Origin of the sequence: Sphingomonas sp. JC676 (assembly GCF_014489075.1) — a bacterium.
Lineage (GTDB): Bacteria > Pseudomonadota > Alphaproteobacteria > Sphingomonadales > Sphingomonadaceae > Sphingomonas.
In genome coordinates this window covers 768,266-785,924 of record NZ_JACTGR010000002.1, presented here as the reverse complement: position 1 = coordinate 785,924, position 17,659 = coordinate 768,266, and the positions used below count along the sequence as shown (strand labels likewise).

The following is a 17,659-nucleotide window of genomic DNA, read 5'->3' as shown; positions in this document are numbered from 1 at the left end:
CGCAGCGATGCCGCGAACCGGCCCTGGTTTCAACGCAAGACTTGGCGGGATCAGAAGGCGTTGGAGTGGACGACGACCTTGAGCGTCTTCAACAGGATGCTGATGTCGCGCCAGATTTCCCAGCCGTCGATATATTCCATATCGGCCTGGAGCCGGTTGGTCAGGTCGACGCGGCGATCGGTGGCGCCGCGGAAGCCGCGGATCTGCGCCAGGCCGGTCATGCCGGGCTTGAGCGAATGGCGGTGCCAGTAGCGCTCGTCGATCTCCCAGAAGTGCTGCTCGGCGGCGCGCGATCCCAGCGCGTGGGGCCGGGGCCCGACCAGGCTCATGTCACCGCGCAGCACGTTGATGAGCTGGGGAAGCTCGTCGATGCTGGTCTTGCGGATGATCTTGCCGATGCGCGTGATACGATCGTCGTCGCGGCTCGCGGAGCGGGTGCCGTCGGCATCGGTGCGCTCCTGGCGCATCGAGCGGAACTTGAGGATCTTGAACAATCGGTTGCCGCGGCCGACGCGGTCCTGCGCGAACAGCACCGGCCCGCGCGACTCCAGCTTGATCGCGATCGCCACCATCAGCATCAGCGGCGCCAGCGCGATCAGCGCGGGGACGGTCATCGCCAAGTCGAGCGCGCGCTTCTTGGCGCGATTGGGCATGCTGAGCGGGCCCTGCGACACGACCAGGGTGTCCTTGCCCATATAGGTGCCGACGCCGATCGCGCCGAGATCGTTGAACTGCGGGACGAGGATCTCGCCCTTGATGTTCATGCCCTTGAGTAGCAGCGCCCAGACCGCGCGGCGCTCGGGCGCGCAGGCGACGACGACGCGATCGAACCCGACGACCGAGCTGCCGAGGCGCTGGAGCATCAGCGGGTCCTGGGGATTGGGCGAAAGATTCACCACGCGCGCGTCGAGCGCGACGGCGCCGTCCGTGGCGTCGAGCACCGCGCCGTCGACGATTATGAGCTCGTCGAGCCAAAGGCCGCCAGTGACATGCTTGGCGTGAATCCGGAAGAGCATGCGCCCCGTCGCGAGCAGAGCGAGCGCGCACGCGGCGCCGACGCCGAGCTGGAGGCGCGAGAGCTGCAGATCGGTGGTGAGCACGAAGGTGCCCAGCAGCATGATCAGCACCGAAAAGGTGAACGCCGAGACGATGCCACGCAATCCGGCGAGCGGATAACGCAGCGAATTGATCGAATAGGTGCCCGTGGCGATCGCCGTGCCGATTGTGATCGGCAGCAGGAAGAAGCCGACATTGACTCCCGCGAGCGACAGCCAATGCCCCTCGCGCACGCTTGACGCGAGATAGAAGCCTGCGATGATCGATGCGGAATCGAGCAACAGAAGCTGCGCGTAGAGCAGCAGGCGGACCGAGGATTTGGACCAGGTCGAGCGGCGCGGAATTACGGCAGTGCTCGATGCTGTGCGCACGCGTAGCTGCTCCTCAAACGCGCGCTGTGCTTCTAAAGCGTTCATCGCCCCGTCTGGCCCCCCACAATGGAATACGCTGGCCATGGCCGATTCGGCCTTGTGCGGTGCAATATACCTAACCGCCCGTTAACTGGAAACCCGTCTGCGCGACCAACCGGTTCTAACCTGGGACGGAACTGAAACAATCTAAATAGTTACACTATGAAGATGTACGCCCCAATACCTATCAAGGCACCGGCAAGACAGATATAGCCCGCCGCGCGCGACACCGTCGAGACGATCTCTTCGAGGATTTGGCGAGGTCCTTCGACGACAAAGGGATCGGCGACACTGGGCCAATCCGCGATCCGCGTCATCAGCATTTGCTGCAGCGCAGCCACGGGGCCTTCGCCGAGTTCGTCCAGCGCTTCCGGTTGCCGCGCGGCGGATCGCTCGGCGGGCTTCGGTTCGTGAAACGGTGAGACAGCAGGCTGAGCCATCATATTTTTCCTTCAACTCGCAAGCGAAGGTAATCCACCGGCATTAACAGCCGGCTAATGGCGTGGAGATCGGCGCCGCGCGCCGTGCGGGCACAACGGATCGCACAAAAAGGGGCGCCCGAGAGCGCCCCTTAGATTGCCTTGCAGGCACGGCCGATTCAGGCGAACGTTGCAGTGCCCAGCGCGCGGCGGCGACGCATCGCCATGCCGCCCAGGCCGAAGCCGCCGATCATCATGCCCCACATCGCCGGCTCGGGAACCGCGGCGAAATCGGCCGAGGTCACAAAGGTCGAGGTGCGCTCGGTGCTGTTGTGCGAGGTCACCTCGAGGAAATAGGTCCCTGCAGCGAGCACGTTGAAGCTATAGTCCTGGCCGAAGACCGGGGCGAACGCGGCGCCGCCGTTGAAGTTGGCCGAGGTCAGCGAGAGCTTGCTCGTGGTCCAGTTGAACAGGAACTCGCCCGCCGACGAGACGGTGAAATAGAAACGATCGGTGTGGGTCGAGCCCTTCGCGATCGAATTGACGATGCCACCCGTCGTGCCGTCGAACGTGCAGACGCCCGGGGCGGGATTGCAAATGAAATTTGCTGCACTGGCGGAGCCGGTGAAGCCGAATGCGGCCGCGGTGACTGCCGCCGCGGTCAGAATGCGCTGAAAACGAGTCATACTATCCTCCGAAATCCTGATCCAGGACACGACGGAAGAGTTCCCCCTCTGCCGCTCGCACCTTTTGGTACGTTAACGGGGCATCAACCGCAATTGCGTTTTACGCAGTCGCAGCATTAATTCGCGAACCTCAGAAAACATTTGGAAACATATCGGACATGTTTATCGAGCCTTCGCCGGGCTCCGTAAAAACCCCGGAATTCCCGCAATTTAGGGAATTATTTACCAGTTTTCTTCATCACGTTCTTCCGTGCCAGCCAATGGAAGGCGGAATCCCAGAATGAAACGCGATGATATGCAGGCGCGGCTCCAAAATGCCTTCGCTGCAAGCGCTTCCGCCGAACGCGAGCAAGAGATGCGCGAGTCGGGCTTGCATGCGCTCGCGGCGTTGCTTGGCGTACACCGGATCGCGACGACGCCCGAACAGCTCCGCCACGAGCTTGGCCACGACCAGGCGATCTCGGCCGATGACGTGATCCGCCTGGCCAAGCGCCACGCCGGCGTGCGCGCCAAGGCGGTCCAGGTCCAGCGCGGCAGCCTTTCGCGCCAGCCCTTTCCCGCGATGGCGCACGGCCCCGAAGGCTGGTTCCTGATCGGCGGCCTGAGCGAGAACGGCATCGTCATCCAGCGGCCGGGCAACGCGCCCGAGCATATCGGGCGCGAGGATCTCGACGCGATGTGGTCGGGCCTGGTGGTCCTGCTCACCACCCGCGCGGTGGGCGCACCCGACCTGCGCTTCGGCCTCGCCTGGTTCGGCAAGCAGATGCGGCGCTATCGCAAGCTGCTGATCGAAGTGCTCGTCATCACCTTCGCGCTCAATCTGCTCGGTCTCGCCGCGCCATTGCTGTTCCAGGGCGTGATCGACAAGGTCCTCATCCACAACAGCCTGAGCACGCTCAACGTGCTGGCGCTGGCCTTCCTGGCCGTGTCGGTGTGGGAAGTCGCCCTGGGCTGGATCCGCACCCGCGTGTTCACCGAGACGACGCAGAAGATCGATGTCGAGCTGGGCGCCAAGCTGTTCCGCCATTTGCTCTCGCTGCCGCTCAGCTATTTCGAGCAGCGTCGCGTGGGCGACACCATCACCCGTGTTCGCCAGCTCGAGACGATCCGCGAGTTCCTGACCAACGCGTCGTTGACGGTGATCGTCGATCCGATCTTCACGATCGTCTTCCTGGTGGCGATGCTCGTCTATTCGCCGGCATTGTTCGGCATCGTCGCGATTTCGCTGGCGGCCTATGTCGTCGTCTCGCTGAGCGTGGCGGGACCCCTGCGCGAGCGCGTCAACGACAAGTTCGAGAAGAGCTCGGCGAGCAACGCGCTATTGGTCGAGAGCGCATCGGGCATCCACACGATCAAGGCGGCCGCGGTCGAGCCGCACTGGCAGAACCGCTGGGAGCAGCAGCTCGCCGCCTATACCGCCGCATCGCAGCGGCTGCTCAACGTCGCCAATACCGGCACGCAGGGCATCGAGCTGATCTCGAAGATAACTTTCGCGGCGATCCTGTTCTTCGGCGCCAAGGCGGTGATCGCCGGCACGATGACGGTGGGCGCGCTCGTCGCATTCAACATGTTTGCGCAGCGCGTGACCGGGCCGGTGATCCGGATGGCGCATCTGTGGCAGGACTTCCAGCAGGTCCGTACCGCGATCGAACGGCTGGGCGACATCCTCAACCACCCGCCCGAGCCGCGCTCGGCATCGGCGGCGACGCTGCCTGCGGTGCGCGGCGCGGTGCGCTTCGAATTCGTCAGCTTCCGTTATGCGCCTGATACCCCGCCCGTGCTCAGCGACATCACGATCGACATTCCGGCGGGGACCTCGCTCGGCATTGTCGGTTCGTCGGGATCGGGCAAGTCGACGCTCGCCAAGCTGCTCCAACGGCTCAACATGCCAGAGGCGGGGCGCGTGCTGGTCGACGACGTCGATGTGAACCAGCTCGATCCTGCCTGGCTGCGTCGCCAGATCGGCGTGGTGCTGCAGGAGAATCTGCTCTTCAACCGCACGATCCGCGAGAATATTGCGCTGGCCAACCCGGCGATGCCGTTCGACCGCGTCGTCAGCGCGGCCAGGCTGGCAGGGGCCCACGAGTTCATCATGCGCCAGCCGCGCGGTTACGACACCGAGATTGTCGAGCGCGGCGTCAACCTGTCCGGCGGGCAGCGCCAGCGCATCGCGATCGCCCGTGCGCTGGTCAACAACCCGCGGATGCTGGTGTTCGACGAGGCGACTTCGGCGCTCGATGCCGAAAGCGAGGAGCTGATCCAGAACAACCTCAACGCGATCTCGGCCGGCCGTACGCTGATCGTCATCGCGCATCGCCTTTCGGCCGTCCGCGCCTGCGACCGGATCATCACGCTGGAGAGCGGGCGGATCGTCGAGAGCGGCACCCATGAACAGCTGATCCGTGCCGGCGGACGTTACGCCGATCTTAATCGCCGCCAGAACGGCATCGGGGAAATCGCCGCATGAACGCCATCGTTCCGATCAAGCCCAAGGCCGTTCTGCGTCCCATGCGCAACGGCGGCCGCTGGGGCCGCGACGAATATGACACTGCATTCCTGCCCGCGGCGCTCGAAATCGTCGAACGGCCGGTGTCGCCGACGGCGCGGATCACCGCCAAGGTGATGCTCGTCGGGGTCGCTGCCACCGCGCTTTGGCTGACGTTCGGCAAGGTCGACGTCGTGGCGCCCGCGGAAGGGCGCATCGCGCCGGTGGGCGAGACCAAGGTGGTGCAGGCTGCGGAAACCGGCATCATCCGCAAGATCCTGGTTGCCGAGGGACAGCGGGTCCAGCAGGGCCAGGTGCTGATCATGCTCGATCCCACCGTATCGTCCGCCGAGGCGGCGCAGGTGCGCGCGGCGTTGCTCACCTCCGAATTCGATATAGCGCGCAATCGCGCGGTATTGAGCGGGCTCGACGGCAAGGGCTTCCTGTTCGTCGCGCCCGAATCGGCACCGGCGGACGCGATCGAGACCCAGCGCAGCCTGGCGCGCGCACGCCTGAACGAAATCCAGGCGATCGCCGCAACGGGCCGTTCGGAAAGTGGCGCTGCGGCGTCGGCTTCGGCGGAAGCGCGGGCACAGGTGCAGAAGCTCCAGCAATCGCTGCCGCTGCTCGAGCAGCAGGTGCGTGCCAACGAGGTGCTCGCCGCCAAGGGCTATGTTTCCAAACTGCGCGTCGTCGACTTGCGGCGGCAGCTGATCTCAGAAACGCAGGACCTGGCGGCTGCTCGCGCGGCGGTCGGGCGGCTCGCGCAGCAATCGCAGGGCACGTCGAGCACGACGATCAAGACGCGCGAGGAAGCGCGTGGCCAGATCCTCCAGGACCTGGTCAAGGCCGAGGACGACGCCCGCGCGCGGCGCGAGGAACTCGCCAAGGTGACTTTGCGCAGCTCGTTCCGCGAGCTTCGCGCCCCCGTCTCGGGCACGATCTCGCAGCTTTCGGTGCATACCGAGGGCGGCGTGGTCGAAGGTGCCAAGCCGCTGCTGACGATCGTTCCGGAGAATGCCCGGCTCGAGGTCGAGGTGGCGATCCAGAACAGCGATGTCGGCTTCGTGAAGACCGGAATGCCGGTGAACGTGAAGCTCCAGGCCTTTCCCTACACGCGCTACGGCACGATCCCCGGGAAGGTGATCGCGATCAGCCCCGAGGCGGTGATGGTCAAGGAAGGCCAGCCGCCGGTCTTCAAGGCGCGGGTATCCTTGAGCCGCGTGTATATCGCGGTCGATGGCGCCCGGGTGCCGTTGCGTCCGGGGATGAACGCCAGTGCCGATCTCGTCACGGGCAAGCGTTCGTTGCTCAGCTACCTGATCAGTCCGATCGTCGAGACCAGCGGCAACGCGCTCCACGAACGCTGAGGTAGATCGATATTTCTTTCTCCCCTCCCTGCAGGGGAGGGGAACTTTCCCGCCAATGTCGATCCGGCCTAGCGCACCAGCGCCGACTGGACGAACAGGTAATTGTCGCGATCGATATCGGCGAGCTCGAAGCCGATACGCTTGAGCTGCCGGATCGTATTGGCGACCTTGAGCGTCGAAGTGGGGCTGTCGAACTCGACGCAGAAGATCGAGGGGCGGATGTCGTCCGCGACCATCGAATCGATGATTTCCTTCCAGGCGCCTTCGACATCGACCTTGAGCAGGTCGATCCGGTCATGGCCGAGCTCGCGCATGATCGTCGTCAGCGTCTTGCACTCGGCCTTCACCGAGACGCCGGTGAGGTGGACGTTCTTGACCGACAGATTGACCACGCCGTCCGCCGGCATGAAGAATTCGAGCGTGGTGTTCTCGCTCCACACACCGATAGGCAGGAACTTCAGTCGGTCTCTGGGATAGTCCAGCGTCTCCATATAGGCGATCGCGGTGGGCGTGGGATCGAACGAATAGACCTGGCAGCCGTTCTCAGCGAGCTGGACGTCGAACGAGGCCTCGACCCCGACGCCGACGCAATAGCAGACCATGTCCGCGCGGAGCTGATCGATCGGCACGCGCCATGCGCCGTGCCCATTGCCCATGGTGACCAGCTTGCCGGCCGCCACCGGACGATACAGCGCCGGGATGATGTGCCGCGCGGCATGCTTGTTGAGGCCATTGTAAAGGCGCCGCAGACTGCCCCGGATATTCACCTGCATCTCCCTTTATGGCTGTATCGCCGGCGCGCCGCAGCAAAGGACGCGCAAAGACGTTCAGGCCGGCTTGGACCGGTTCGCCGCGATCGTTTCGCCGAAGCTGGTACCAAGCAGCGGCGCGAGCAGCGGCTTGGGCAGCGCCTCGACCAGCTGGCGGGCGAAATCGCGGTTGATCGCGAGCCCGTCATCGGCTTCGCTGGTCACGTTCGAGATCCGCACGAGCACACCATCGACGATGAAGCCGGCCATCTGACTCTTCAGGCGGGCCAGCAACTGCTCGTTGCCGGTCTGCGGCAGATATTCGCCGACGCGCGCCCAATAGAGGATCTGCTCGGTGCGGTTGTAGCTCGACGCGGTCATCGCGCGGCCGGGGACGGCCACCTGCGGCGTGATCGGAATCGTCTCGGGATGGCTGTTGCTGACCGTGAAGCCGAAGAACGGATAGCAGACCTCGGGACGATGCAGCTGGAGCAGGTCGGTCTGCGCATTGCCGTAGGCGATCAGCATCATCACCATCGCGCCGTCGCTGCGCGAGAAGACGCGGCTGACGACGGTGTTGTAGAGCTTGTCCTCGAGGCTGTTCTCGCGCGGCGGGGCGATCAGCGCGCCGACCTCCTCGGCCTTCCATTCGCCGAATGCGTGCGGCAACAGCTCGTCGAGACTGGCGCCGCGCAGCAGGTCCATGCGGTTGCGCGGCTTCATCGCCATCGCCGTGCCCGCTGCCGCGAAGCACGACGCGCCGATCAGGATGTCACGCCGGTTGAACATGACGCCTCCCGCGCAATCCCATGAGATATTCGAAGGCCCAGTCGACGGCGAAGATGCCGAGGAGTGCGATAACGAACATCACGACGCCCGCCGTATTGTGGAGGAAGCTCTGCGCGGCGGCATCGCCCCAATAATAGGTGATCAGGACGAGGATCACGATGCGGATGATGTTCGCGAGCACGGCCACCGGAACGATCCACAGCACGACGAGCAGCGAATAGCGCCAGGACGGCTTATTCTTGATATAGATGTAGAGCAGGGTCACGACGACCAGGCTCGACAGCGAGCGCAGGCCCGAGCATGCATCCTCGACGAGGAGCTGATAGGGCCCGATGAACAGGGTCACGCCCTGGCGCAGGATCGGATAGTCGAACAGCAGCAGGAATTTGGTCGCGCCATAGGACACGAATTCCTTGAGCGGCGCGGTCAGGCGATCGACTACCCAGCCCGGCGGCGGGATCAGGAAGAACAGCCAGAGCACCGGGAACCAGTTCGCCCGCAGCGCGCGGCCGCCCAGATAGAGATAGGCTGCCGCGAAGGCGGTGAGGACCAGTCCCAGCACCTCGATGCTGATGAAGTCGAAGATGCGGCCGCCGATATAGATGACGAGCGCGAGGAACAGGATGGCGAGACCGGCCGCCAGATTGCCCGGCCGCGCGAGTTCGGCGAGGGACTTGCTCTGGCGCCAGAGCATCCACATGCCCGTGGCGAGCACGATCGGGCCGTGGACGCCTCCTTCGGAGCTCCAGACCTGGCGTGCGAGCGTGATGAACGTCGGAATCGCGAGCGCCAACAGGCCGAGGATTGCGAGCCAGTAGCCGGCAATCGCCCTGGGGCGCGGCGGCCCTGCCGCGATTTCCGCTATGTCGGACAACTCAGTATCCGTTCAATACGCAGCCGACGACATTCGAACGATCGGCACGCAGCATCTTGCTGAGCGTCGTGACGTCGCGAATGTAGCTCGAATCCTTGTGTGCGACGATCAGGCTGTAACCGACGACATTGGCGACGCGTTGCGCATCGGCGCAGGCGTTCGAGGCCGTGGTGTCGAAGATCGTGATCTCGAACTCGCGGAGCAGCTGGCCGACCAGATCGCGGAAACGCTCGGACGAGAGCAGTTCCTGCGGGCTGAACGAGGTCTCGCCGGCGGGGACGATCGAAAGATTGGCGAGACGGGTCGGATGAATGATCGCGTCAATCGGAATATCGCTCGACGACAGATAATCGGCGAGCCCGTGCTTCGGCGGCAGGATGTTGAACGCCTGGCCGATCGAGGGATCGCGCAGATTGGCATCGACCAGCGCGGTCTTGATGCCGATCTGGGCGAGCGCGGTCGCCAGGTTCACTGCGATGAACGTGCAGCCGGAGCCGGCGGTAGGCGCGCAGACCGCCAGCGCCCGGCGCCCTTCGCGGAGATGCTGGGCGACGATGCGCGTGCGCAGGCCGCGGATCGCTTCGGCTTCGATGCCGCTCGGATCGGCCAGCACGAGCTGGTATTCGAGAACGTCGAGCGTTTCGGGATAGGCCGAACCGTAACCAGGCTCATCGCCGTGCGGGTCCTGCTCGGGAGTGGTCACACCGTCCATTAGCTTGCTGCAACCTCTTGAGTAGCGGCGGATTCCGATGCAGCCTGATATCCCCGGCGAAGCCGGGAGGGCAGCGAGAATCCGGTCTGGATGACGCCAAAGACCGGCGCACCAACGGCGAGTTCGAGATCCTCGGTGCTGCGCACGCGTCGGCCGAGAAGCTCGACGAGCAACGCGATCAGCACGCCAAGGCCCAGCCCGAAGCCCGCGGCACCGCCGACGATCAGCGGGACATTCGGGAAATAGGGGTTTTCGGGCGCGGTCGCTTCGCCCAGCGTGGTCATGCCGGCATCATCGCTGTTCCCCTCAAGCCGCAAATCACCGACGCGCGATGAAGCCTTGAGGAATTGCTCCTTTTTCAGCTCGACATCGCGCTGTAACCGAACCAGCTGGTCCAGTTTTTCGCTCTTCGCGATAACCTGCGATTTTTGCGCATTGGCCGCGTTCCGGATCGCACCGACATTGACGACCGAACTCGCCCCACCGGCGCTCTTTTCCCTTGCGGCTGCGGCCGCGACGACCACGCGCTGGCGCTGGAGCGACTGGAACATCGGGTGATTGGGACCGAGCGTGGTCGCTGCCTGCTCGAGCTGCTGGTCGATCGCGGCGAGCTGGATCGCTGCGGGGCCCATGCCGCCGCTCGGCGCCGACATGGTCGGAGAGCTCTGCGCCGCGACGCTCTGGCCCTCGAGCTGCTCGAGCTTCTGCGTGTCGAGATCGGTGTTAGCCGACGTCAGGACGATGTCATTCGCCTTGGCAAAGGCGGTCCGCGTGTCTTCGGCCTCGGTCAACGCCTTGCGTGCGGAATCCGCCTGCAGGGCATACCAGGCGGCCGATTTGTTGGCGGCGTCGCGCTTATAGGCAAGGCTTTCCTCGAGGAAGGCCTTGCGCACCAGGTTCGCGATCTGCTCGGCCCGTTCGGCCGTGGTGTCGATATAGCTGATCTCGAGGATGTTGCTTCCCTCTATGATCCCCGCCTTGGTGTTGGCGATGATGTTCTGTGCCAGCCAGCGGCGAATGTCACCGGAGGCCGCGGCAGACGACGCATTGAACGCGGCGATGTTGCCCGGGTCGTTTACCCAACCGAGCGCGTCGACCACGCGACCGGCCGTGCGATAGTCCTCAATGAGCTCGATCTGCGTCTGTGTGTAGGCGCGCATGAACTGCGAGGACATTACCTGCCCGGTGACCGGGTCCGGCTTGAACGTATCGAGCACGACCCGCGTGCTGGCGCGGTAGCGCTGGGGCAGGAACTGCGACACGATCGCGGCGGTCGCCACGCATACCAGGAACGCCGGGAGGATGATCCAGCGACGTGCCCAGAGGATGCGGAAGAACTGAACTAGACTCACGGGCTCGCCTCACCAATATTCGACAATGATTAGAACGCCCGCTCGCCGACAACGATGACGTCGCCCGGTTGCAGCAGTTCGTCGAGGTTCATCTTGCGCTCTTCGCCGTTGCGAGAAACCTTCACTTTTTTCAACGAACCCGAGGCAGTCAAACCGCCGCCTTGTCCAAGTGCCCGGCGCAGCGTCATGTCCGAACGAATCGCGTATACGCCCGGAGCGTTAACTTGACCATAAATGTAGAATCGTTCGGCAGTCGGCACGAAGATCTTGTCGCCGGCCTTCACAACCGGGTCGTCCGACGGCCCGCCGGAGGCAAGCTTCTCAAAGTCCAGCTTCTCGGTCGTGCCATCGGGATGGGTCAGCGTGACGCTCTCGCCGGCGCTGGGCTTCATGCCTCCGGCGCGCGCGATGATCTCGCTGAGCCGGTATCCGCGGTCGATCGGCTGGAGGCCGGAGCTGCCGACCTCGCCGAGCACGATGACATAGTTGCTGACGAAGCCGAGGATCTCGACGCTCACGATCGGCTTGGCATAATAACCGCCGGCGCGGAGCTGAGCGCCAAGCTTGTCGGCCAGGGAGACCGCAGTCTCACCCACCACCGGCACGTTGCCCAGATAGGGCAGCGTAACGGTGCCATCGCTGCGCACGCGGGCGCGCGTCTTGAAATCGGACTGGCCCAGCACATCGACTTCGATGACGTCATCGGCGCCGATGCGATAACCGGCCGGGGCGACCGAGGGCAAAGCAGGATCCGCCGTCGCGGTCGATACCGGCGTGGCGGCCGGCACATTTTGCGGCGGCGTTTGCGTGGGCATCGTCGGCGTGGATGCCGGCTTCGGGGCGGGCAGGCTGCGCGTTGGGATCTGCGCCATGGCCGGCGTAGCGATGGAGGCAACCGCGGCGAGAAGGAGGAAACGATGGAGCTTGGTCTGCATAGCTGATCGCCCGGGCTTAGAGAGACAGGGAGGTGGTTAGAGAGATTCGCTTCTGATCATAATTGAAGAGTTGCGTATCCGAGGTTCGTTTGGTGTAGCCCCCGTCGAGCGAGAAACGCAGCCGACGCCCGGCCTGGTAGCTGAGACCGGCGTTGAGCGAATACAGAGACTCGGTTCCACGAATCGGCGCGGCGATGAAGATCGGCGACGAGGCAAAGGCGCGGCGGCGATACGAAAAGCCCCCGTTCCAGCGGAGCCGCGGCGTGAGCTCGGTCGTCATGGTCAGGCCCAGGCTCGTCTGGATGTCATAGCTGACGAAAAGCAGCGTCGAGGGCTCCGCAGCGCGGCTGCCGGTCAGCCCGACCTGGAAGAAATCGCCGCGATACTGGGCGGAAAGATCAAAGCCAACGCCGCTGAATTCCTTCACCGACGCGAGATAGGGCTTCACCTTGCTATAATTGACCGAGCCCGTGAAATTGAGTCGCGTTCCCAGATTGCGTTCGAGCTGAACGCCGGCCGCGTAGGTGCGCACGCCGTCGTCGTTGCCGCTGGGGGTCGAGCGGTTGATATATTTGCTGTCGCTGTATCGGCCGAAAACCGAGACTATGCCCAGCGCTGGCGCCGAATAGCCGATCTGACCGGTCAGGCTGTTGGTGTCGGCGTCCGAGAATTTGCGCAGGGCGGCGCTGTTGCGAACTTCCGAGCGGCTAACCGCCACCGAAGGACGAAAGCCGATGCCGCCGCCACAGCCGACATCGGCGGAGATCTCGCGATTCTCCTGGCTGTTCCTGAACTCGCCCGTAACCGGCACCGTTGTAAAGACATCGCCCAGATCGCTCAGCTGCCGCGAATAATTTGCGCTGCCATGGACGATGCAGTCCCCCAGCACCCGCTGATCAAACCCGCCTTCGAGGTTAATCCGCTCGCGGTTGAGCTTCGTGAACTTGCGGTAGAAGACATAGCCGAGATTGCCGCGCAGATAGAGACTGCCGGTCGCGCGCGGTAGATAGATGTCGAGATCGAGGGTGGGCGAGGTGCTGACATCGTCCTTGCCGCGGCCGCCGCTGATACGGCTGTCACTCAGCACGACGTCGCTGTCATATTGGAGGCGGTTGGAAACGCTGACGTCGATTTGCCGCCCGCCGCCGCCACTCGTCTGCGCGTCTGCAGGCGCGGCGTATACCGCGGCCCAGGCCGTAGCTAGCAACGCAACTCCACCGCTCCGCGACAATGAAGCCCGCGAAAATAGGGAGGCGGAATTCACACCTCGAATTCGAAACGTTTCTGCGCGCACTTGAGACCCCCAGGCTTGTCCGCTCATATCAATAGCCTGCTGGTCAAGCAACCAATCTAAGTCCCTGCGGCGTCCCGACTGTCACGTTTGTCTTCTTTTGGGCCTGGCTCGCGTGCCGAATATCGCCGCGTGCGGACGCACTAGCGAAGAATTTGCATTTACGGCACATTATGCGGACGGCGGCGGTCTAGCTAGCCGTCGCCGCCGCTGCTACGGGCGTGGCAAGAAGCGATTGGGGGACCAGGAGCCGACGGCTCCCGGGCGCAGGAAGGAACGTTTTTTCAATGCAGACGCCATATGATTGGGTGACTGTCGCGATATTTGCCGGACTGATCGTGATCTTTCTGCAACGCTCGCAGGAGGATTCGGCCGTCCGCGATACGATGATCAGCTATCTTCCGCCCGCGGTTGGTTGTGCGGTTGCCAATTATCTAGGCAACGAGGAGTATCACGTTTTCGCAATCATTACCGTGATACTCGTGCTTGCGTATATCGCCCTGGTGATAAAGCCCTACGAGTTCATCAAGCGCCGGTGATCGTTGCCGCGGATGAACGACGTTCAGTAAATGAGGTGCATGCGTGTCGCGAAGTTCTGCAATGAGGTTCCTGTGGCCCTTCGGGCGCAAGCATGACGACGACGATCAGGACTTCCCGCTCGTCGCAGGCTATGCGGGCACGCCGCGCGAGGCGAGCACGGCCGGGCGGCTGAGGCCCGACTTTCCGGGCTTCCGCGCGTCCGCGCTCGATCGCCCGGTGGAGCGCAAGCGCGGCGAGCGCCGCGAGATCACCCGCGCGCGTTTCGCGATGATGAACATGTTCACGCCGACCCAGCCGGTGACCAACCGCGCCAGTTTCGCGGGGCGCTTGGGCATGCTGAGCCGGCTGATTTCGGCGATCGAGACGCAGCGCAGCCACGTCGTGCTCTATGGCGAGCGCGGCATCGGCAAGACCTCGCTGCTCCACGTGCTGACCGACGTCGCGCGCGAATCGAGCTATATCGTCAGCTATGCGACCTGCGGCGCCTCGTCCGATTTCTCGGAGATGTTCCGTGCGGTGCTCGAGGACGTGCCGGTGCTGTTTCACCGCGGCGTCGCGCCGACCACGGGCGAGGCGGAAAGCGGTGGCAGCCTGTCCGATCGCCTGCCGTCCGGCCGGTTCGGTTCGCGCGAGCTCGCGGACCTCTGCTCGGAGATTGTCGGCACACGCGTGCTGATCATCCTCGATGAGTATGACCGCGTCGATGATCCGAAGTTCCGCCAGTCTGTGGCCGAGCTGATCAAGAATCTCTCGGACCGCGCCGCGCGCGTCCAGATCATCATCGCCGGCGTCGCGCCCAACCTGCAGGAACTGATGGGCTATGCCCCGTCGATCCGCCGCAATGTGATCGGCCTGCCGATGCCGCGGCTCCAGGAGAGCGAGATCCAGGAGATGATCGCGATTGGCGAAGCCGCCGCGGGCATCCGCTTCGACGCCAAGTTCGGCCATCTCGTCAGCCTGCTCGCGCTCGGTTCGCCCTATCTGGCGCGGCTGCTGTGCCACCATGCCGGGCTCGAGGCGCTCGACCAGGGCCGTCTCACCGTCGATGTCGGCCATCTGCGCGCCGCGCTCGATCTGGTGATCGCGGAAACCGAAGGGCGGATGTCGCCGCGCACGGTGACCGAGATGCAGAAGTTTCTGACCGGCGCCTATCCGCAGCTCATCGCCGCGATCGGCGAGGCTTCGCGCTCGGTCGATGGCTGGTTCACGGCGCGCGACATCGCCGGCCTGCTCCCGGCATCGGCCGGTGGCGCGGACAAGGTTCAGGCCGAGCTTCAGTCACTTACGTCGACGCTGGGTCTGGAATCCGAGACCGAGGACGGCGAGCTGCGCTTCCGCTTCTCGGATGACAGCCTGCCGATTTATCTGTGGCTGCTGATCGCGCGCGACCGGCTGAACGCGGGCAAGCTCGATACGGCAGCGCCTTCCGCCCCCAGCAAGGCGGCTGCGGGCCTATCAGAGGTCAAATCCTAAGCTTTGGCGCAGCCCGGCTGCGCTGCGCCAAAGTCTGATCTTCACCAGCGTTACCAATGCGACCACCCGCGCGCCGGCGATCTGCGGCGCGCGTAGCAGCTTCGGCGCTTCGACGGCGATCATGCCCGGCAGCAGCAGCGAGCGGACGAACCATTTCGCGCGCCCGCCCGGCCGCTCGAGCGCGAACAAATACAGCTCCCGCTCGATACGGCGGGCCTTGCCCTTGAGCGCCGCCCAGTCGTCGCGTGGCGGATGCCCGACAGCGGCATAGGGCGCATAGGCGATCTCCAGCCCCTTCGCGATCGCGCGGTGGCACCATTCCAGATCCTCGGAAACGCCGGTGCGGAACGGGCCGACGCGGGCGAAATCCTCGGCCATCACGAACAGGTTCGCCGTCACGGTGAAGTGCTTGTCGCGGACATAGGATTGGTTATCAAAGGCGAGCACCATCTCCAGTGCTTGCGCGCCGTTGATCGCGCCCTGGGGGCGGAGCACGAACATCCGTCCGCCGATGAAGCGGCCTGTGGCAACCGCAGCGGCGCCGGCTTCGAGCCAGCCGGGCTCGGCGACGCAATCGCTGTCGATAAAGGCCAATATCTCGCCGCTTGCCGCGGCGGCGGCGCCATTGCGCGCGGGGCCGGCGCCCTTTTCGGGGATCGTCACAATCCGGCCACGGCCGGCCACTGCGCGCTCGACCGCCTCTAGCCCGCAGGGGGAATCATTGTCGCCGACGACGATCTCGAACGCGTCGCGGCCGATCGTCTGCGCTTCAAGCGAATTGAGACAACGGCCGAGCCCGATAGGGTCGTTGTAGTGCGGAACGACGACGCTGATCCGCGGCCCAGTCATCGCGTCGACCCGAACAATGCCTCGAGCTGGCGCGGCGCGGGATCGGTGAAGGCGGAGGGATTCTGGGCATAGAGGCGCGCGAGCTCGGGCACATCGCGCTCCCACCAGCGGCTCGCCTCGATCGCTTCGGCGATCTCGGGCCGGAAGCGGTCCTTGATCTTGCGCGCCGGCACGCCAGCGACGACTTGGTACGCGCCGACATTGCGCGAGACGACAGCGCCGGCCCCGACGATCGCACCGCGCCCGATATGCTTGCAGCCCGGCAGCAGGATCGCGTTTTGGCCGATCCAGACATCGTCCTCGATCACGAGCGGTTCGGCATGGATCAAATCGCGATCGACTACGCCGAACTTCCTCTCGTACAGGATCGGGTGCGTCGTGAGCGCCGAATGCGGATGGTTGGCGGGGACGATGCGGGCGGTGCCAGCGACCGAGCAATAGCGCCCCACCTTGAGCGGCCCAGGCATCCGCCAGCGATCGAAGCAACCATAGCTGTGCATGCCGACATCGATGTCGTAGCGCGTGCGGAAATACTCGCGCAGCGAGGTGCTAGTCGATTGCTTCCGGCGCCACAGGAGCATCCTGGCGCGCTCGATGGCGGTTCCGATCATGCTCAAGCCGCGGCCCTCCATTTTTCAATCAGCGCAGAAAGATGGGCGATCAACGCCGTGTGGTCGGTTGTCGCCATCACCGGTTCAATAGCCTTCGCCGCGGCGATCGCTTCACCCAGGCAGCTCTCGTTCCGGACGATGTGCAGCAGGCCCCGGTCGGCAAAGGTCTGCGCAATCTCCTCCTGGTGATCGTCATAATGTTCGCCAAGATCGTGGCGGCGGGGAAATGCGATCACCCTGCATCCGGCGCGCAATGCCGTGACCAGCGAACCCGTTCCGCCGTGGCAGATCACCAGGTCCGCGTCGCGCAGGATCTCCTGGACTCGGTCGAAGCTCAGACTGGCGTGGAGTTCGACATCGGGAAGGTCGGGCGCCGTGACCTTCTGGTCGCCATATTGCAGGATCAGATCGCCTTCGAGCTCGCCGGCGCGCTTGAGATCGAGCACCGCGGCGACCAGTCGGGGGAAGGGCAGGGTGGCGCCCACGGTGGCGAAGGTCAGCGCCCTCTTCGCGGGCCGTTCGCCGTCGAGCAGGCGAAAGGGATCGAACAGTTCGGCATCGGGCCAATGCTCCTTCAGCGCGGGCGACTGGACGATTTTGATGGTGGCGAAGGGCGCCATCATCTTGCCGAAGGCCGAAGGAAAGTCGAAGCGCGCGAAGGATTCGATCTGGACGACCTTGGCGCCGAGAAACCTGGCGAACAACGCAACGAAGAACACCGCGCCCGCGCCGGTGGTGATGACGATATCGGGCCGTTTCCTCAAAACGATGCCGATCGACTGGAAGAAATTGCGAAACGCGTGGCCGAGCATCTTGAACGGATGGCCGAGCCTGGCCTGGCCCAGCGCATAGTGATCGACGAGATGGACTTCGTACTTCTCGGCGAAGCTGCGGCCGAGTGCGGTATCCTCGGTGACGAAGAAATAATCGTGCTGCTTCCAGATGGCTTCAAGATCGAGGATTTGCCGCAGATGACCACCGCCCGAAGCGGCCAGACACATTTTGAGCCGCACGCCCGGCGTTGTGATTTCGTCCGACACTCGGCTCAATTCTCGCCC

17 protein-coding genes are annotated in these 17,659 nt (G+C 64.3%); 4 read left to right on the top strand and 13 right to left on the bottom strand.

Annotated features, from left to right (window positions below):
* Positions 1–50: 50 nt before the first annotated feature.
* The 3 genes from IAG41_RS10470 to IAG41_RS10460 all read right to left on the bottom strand — a co-directional run bounded on the left by IAG41_RS10470 (position 51) and on the right by IAG41_RS10460 (position 2,571).
* Positions 51–1,427 (bottom strand): exopolysaccharide biosynthesis polyprenyl glycosylphosphotransferase, encoded by a 1,377-nt coding sequence (locus tag IAG41_RS10470; RefSeq protein WP_316251134.1) that lies wholly within the window; start codon positions 1,425–1,427, stop codon positions 51–53.
* Between the two features lie 194 nt (positions 1,428–1,621).
* Positions 1,622–1,906, bottom strand: coding sequence for a hypothetical protein (locus IAG41_RS10465; protein ID WP_187728537.1), 285 nt, complete (start codon positions 1,904–1,906; stop codon positions 1,622–1,624).
* A 158-nt stretch (positions 1,907–2,064) separates the two neighbouring features.
* On the bottom strand, positions 2,065–2,571 hold the full coding sequence (locus tag IAG41_RS10460) for an FxDxF family PEP-CTERM protein (protein WP_187728536.1): 507 nt from the start codon (positions 2,569–2,571) through the stop codon (positions 2,065–2,067).
* A 280-nt stretch (positions 2,572–2,851) separates the two neighbouring features.
* Between IAG41_RS10460 and IAG41_RS10455 the strand changes: the two genes are divergently transcribed.
* Positions 2,852–5,038: a type I secretion system permease/ATPase gene (locus IAG41_RS10455; RefSeq protein ID WP_187728535.1), complete on the top strand. Its 2,187-nt coding sequence runs from the start codon at positions 2,852–2,854 to the stop codon at positions 5,036–5,038.
* On the top strand, positions 5,035–6,426 hold the full coding sequence (locus IAG41_RS10450) for an HlyD family type I secretion periplasmic adaptor subunit (protein ID WP_187728534.1): 1,392 nt from the start codon (positions 5,035–5,037) through the stop codon (positions 6,424–6,426). The genes IAG41_RS10455 and IAG41_RS10450 overlap by 4 nt, the downstream gene beginning before the upstream one ends.
* A 68-nt stretch (positions 6,427–6,494) precedes the next feature.
* Here IAG41_RS10450 and IAG41_RS10445 read toward each other — a convergent pair whose 3' ends face one another.
* Genes IAG41_RS10445 through IAG41_RS10415 form a run of 7 tightly spaced genes read right to left on the bottom strand, consistent with a single transcriptional unit; the run spans position 6,495 to position 13,182 of the window.
* Complete coding sequence (locus IAG41_RS10445) at positions 6,495–7,193, bottom strand: FkbM family methyltransferase (RefSeq protein ID WP_187728533.1); 699 nt, start codon at positions 7,191–7,193, stop codon at positions 6,495–6,497.
* 60 nt (positions 7,194–7,253) lie between these two features.
* A complete protein-coding gene (gene epsI / locus IAG41_RS10440; protein WP_187728532.1) occupies positions 7,254–7,964 on the bottom strand; it encodes an exosortase-associated protein EpsI, V-type in 711 nt (236 codons plus the stop codon).
* Positions 7,948–8,838: an exosortase V gene (xrtV, locus tag IAG41_RS10435; RefSeq protein WP_222950614.1), complete on the bottom strand. Its 891-nt coding sequence runs from the start codon at positions 8,836–8,838 to the stop codon at positions 7,948–7,950. Before xrtV ends, epsI begins: the two co-directional genes overlap by 17 nt.
* A gap of 1 nt (position 8,839) precedes the next feature.
* The gene (locus tag IAG41_RS10430; RefSeq protein WP_187728531.1) at positions 8,840–9,550 is read right to left on the bottom strand and encodes a CpsD/CapB family tyrosine-protein kinase; all 711 of its coding nucleotides are present in this window, start codon (positions 9,548–9,550) and stop codon (positions 8,840–8,842) included.
* Positions 9,550–10,902 (bottom strand): Wzz/FepE/Etk N-terminal domain-containing protein, encoded by a 1,353-nt coding sequence (locus tag IAG41_RS10425; protein WP_187728530.1) that lies wholly within the window; start codon positions 10,900–10,902, stop codon positions 9,550–9,552. The genes IAG41_RS10430 and IAG41_RS10425 overlap by 1 nt, the downstream gene beginning before the upstream one ends.
* A 29-nt stretch (positions 10,903–10,931) precedes the next feature.
* Positions 10,932–11,837 (bottom strand): polysaccharide biosynthesis/export family protein, encoded by a 906-nt coding sequence (locus IAG41_RS10420; protein WP_187728529.1) that lies wholly within the window; start codon positions 11,835–11,837, stop codon positions 10,932–10,934.
* Between the two features lie 16 nt (positions 11,838–11,853).
* The gene (locus IAG41_RS10415; protein ID WP_262408572.1) at positions 11,854–13,182 is read right to left on the bottom strand and encodes an outer membrane beta-barrel protein; all 1,329 of its coding nucleotides are present in this window, start codon (positions 13,180–13,182) and stop codon (positions 11,854–11,856) included.
* Positions 13,183–13,415: 233 nt separating this feature from the next.
* On the opposite strand from IAG41_RS10415, the gene IAG41_RS10410 reads away from it, so the two are divergent.
* On the top strand, positions 13,416–13,667 hold the full coding sequence (locus tag IAG41_RS10410) for an XrtV sorting system accessory protein (protein ID WP_187728528.1): 252 nt from the start codon (positions 13,416–13,418) through the stop codon (positions 13,665–13,667).
* Between the two features lie 61 nt (positions 13,668–13,728).
* Positions 13,729–15,141: an ATP-binding protein gene (locus IAG41_RS10405; RefSeq protein WP_222950613.1), complete on the top strand. Its 1,413-nt coding sequence runs from the start codon at positions 13,729–13,731 to the stop codon at positions 15,139–15,141.
* Here the strand turns inward: IAG41_RS10405 and IAG41_RS10400 are convergent.
* Genes IAG41_RS10400 through welK form a run of 3 tightly spaced genes read right to left on the bottom strand, consistent with a single transcriptional unit; the run spans position 15,124 to position 17,641 of the window.
* Positions 15,124–15,990 carry a glycosyltransferase family 2 protein gene (locus IAG41_RS10400; RefSeq protein ID WP_187728526.1) on the bottom strand — a complete coding sequence of 289 codons (867 nt, stop codon included), beginning with the start codon at positions 15,988–15,990 and terminating at the stop codon, positions 15,124–15,126. The genes IAG41_RS10405 and IAG41_RS10400 overlap by 18 nt on opposite strands.
* Complete coding sequence (locus tag IAG41_RS10395; RefSeq protein WP_262408605.1) at positions 15,987–16,601, bottom strand: CatB-related O-acetyltransferase; 615 nt, start codon at positions 16,599–16,601, stop codon at positions 15,987–15,989. The genes IAG41_RS10400 and IAG41_RS10395 overlap by 4 nt, the downstream gene beginning before the upstream one ends.
* 2 nt (positions 16,602–16,603) lie before the next feature.
* A complete protein-coding gene (gene welK, locus IAG41_RS10390; RefSeq protein WP_316251133.1) occupies positions 16,604–17,641 on the bottom strand; it encodes a beta-1,4-glucuronosyltransferase WelK in 1,038 nt (345 codons plus the stop codon).
* Between the last annotated feature and the right edge of the window lie 18 nt (positions 17,642–17,659).

Bases quoted from the DNA above. Each gene is read 5' to 3' on its own strand.
- IAG41_RS10450 (WP_187728534.1), top strand. From the start codon at position 5,035: ATGAACGCCATCGTTCCGATCAAGCCCAAGGCCGTTCTGCGTCCCATG.
- IAG41_RS10395 (WP_262408605.1), bottom strand. From the start codon at position 16,601: ATGATCGGAACCGCCATCGAGCGCGCCAGGATGCTCCTGTGGCGCCGG.
- IAG41_RS10410 (WP_187728528.1), top strand. From the start codon at position 13,416: ATGCAGACGCCATATGATTGGGTGACTGTCGCGATATTTGCCGGACTG.
- IAG41_RS10420 (WP_187728529.1), bottom strand. From the start codon at position 11,837: ATGCAGACCAAGCTCCATCGTTTCCTCCTTCTCGCCGCGGTTGCCTCC.
- IAG41_RS10430 (WP_187728531.1), bottom strand. From the start codon at position 9,550: ATGGACGGTGTGACCACTCCCGAGCAGGACCCGCACGGCGATGAGCCT.
- IAG41_RS10455 (WP_187728535.1), top strand. From the start codon at position 2,852: ATGAAACGCGATGATATGCAGGCGCGGCTCCAAAATGCCTTCGCTGCA.
- IAG41_RS10400 (WP_187728526.1), bottom strand. From the start codon at position 15,990: ATGACTGGGCCGCGGATCAGCGTCGTCGTTCCGCACTACAACGACCCT.
- IAG41_RS10465 (WP_187728537.1), bottom strand. From the start codon at position 1,906: ATGGCTCAGCCTGCTGTCTCACCGTTTCACGAACCGAAGCCCGCCGAG.
- epsI (WP_187728532.1), bottom strand. From the start codon at position 7,964: ATGTTCAACCGGCGTGACATCCTGATCGGCGCGTCGTGCTTCGCGGCA.
- IAG41_RS10405 (WP_222950613.1), top strand. From the start codon at position 13,729: ATGAGGTTCCTGTGGCCCTTCGGGCGCAAGCATGACGACGACGATCAG.
- IAG41_RS10460 (WP_187728536.1), bottom strand. From the start codon at position 2,571: ATGACTCGTTTTCAGCGCATTCTGACCGCGGCGGCAGTCACCGCGGCC.